The sequence below is a fragment of the Actinocorallia lasiicapitis genome (assembly GCF_054778695.1).
Genome location: NZ_BAAGZI010000770.1, coordinates 1 through 1,078, shown reverse-complemented (window position 1 = coordinate 1,078; position 1,078 = coordinate 1). Strand labels below are relative to the sequence as shown.

Here is a 1,078-nt window from a genome sequence, read left to right as displayed (position 1 = left end):
GGGTGGCGCTGGCCCGCGCCCTCGCCACCGGGCCCGACCTGCTGCTGCTCGACGAACCCACCACCGCCCTCGACACCGCCTCACGGGAGGCGTTCGTCGCGCTGCTGCGCCGGCTGCGCGCCGAGACCGGCCTCGCCTGCCTGCTGATCTCCCATGATCCGTCCCTGCTCGCCCAGCTCGCCGACCGCACCGTCCGGCTCGCCGACGGGCGCCTCACCCCTGCCGAGGTCTCGTGAACCGCAGCTTCCGTCCCTGGGCCCTGGCCTGTGTCGTCCTGCTCGCCGGATGCGCCGGCAGACCGGTGGAGCCCGTCGAGACGGAGCCGGGGCCCTCCGACGTCGGCGCGGCGGATCGCGACCAGATCCGCGACGGCGGTGTGCTGCGCTGGCCCATCGGCGAGCTGCCCCGGCAGTGGAACCTGAACCACGTCAACGGGATGAGCGGCACCGCCGACCTGGTGCTCAGGGCCGTCCTGCCCTACCCGATGCGGACCGGCGCCGACGGGACCGTCGCACCCGACCCGGACTATCTGGAGTCGGCGCGGATCGTCGCGGAACGGCCCCGGCAGCGGGTCGTCTACCGGATCAACCCGAAGGCGCGCTGGTCGGACGGGAGTCCGCTGTCCTACCGGGACTTCGCGGCGCAGGCACACGCGCTGTCCGGACGGGCCAAGGGCTACCTCATCGCGTCGGACAACGGGTACCGGCAGATCTCCTCGGTGCGGAAAGGAGCCTCCGAACGGGAGGTGATCGTCACCTTCAGGCAACCGTACGCGGACTGGCGGGCGCTGTTCACCCCGCTGTACCCGGCGTCGGCGGCCGCCTCGGCGAAGGCGTTCAACTCCGGGTGGCTCGGCCGGATGCCCGTCACGGCGGGGCCGTTCCGGCCCGACCGGATCGACAGGGCCGGGCAGACCGTCCGGCTCGTCCGCGACCCCGCCTGGTGGGGACGGGCCGCCAAACTCGACGGGATCGGCTTCCGGGTACTCGACCCGGCGGCCGCCGCGGGCGCCTTCGCCAACGGCGAGGCCGACCTGCTCGACCTGGGGATCGACGCGGCGGCGCTGGCCAGGGCGCAG

At 74.1% G+C, this 1,078-nt stretch carries 2 protein-coding genes; both read left to right on the top strand.

All coding sequences use genetic code 11. The features are described from left to right. A partial coding sequence (locus ACYVE7_RS34490; protein ID WP_460370828.1) for an AAA family ATPase occupies window positions 1-236 on the top strand: 236 nt, incomplete at its 5' end. Then, window positions 233-1,078 (top strand): ABC transporter substrate-binding protein (locus tag ACYVE7_RS34485; RefSeq protein WP_460370827.1); only part of this gene is annotated, 846 nt, incomplete at its 3' end. The genes ACYVE7_RS34490 and ACYVE7_RS34485, both read left to right, overlap by 4 nt.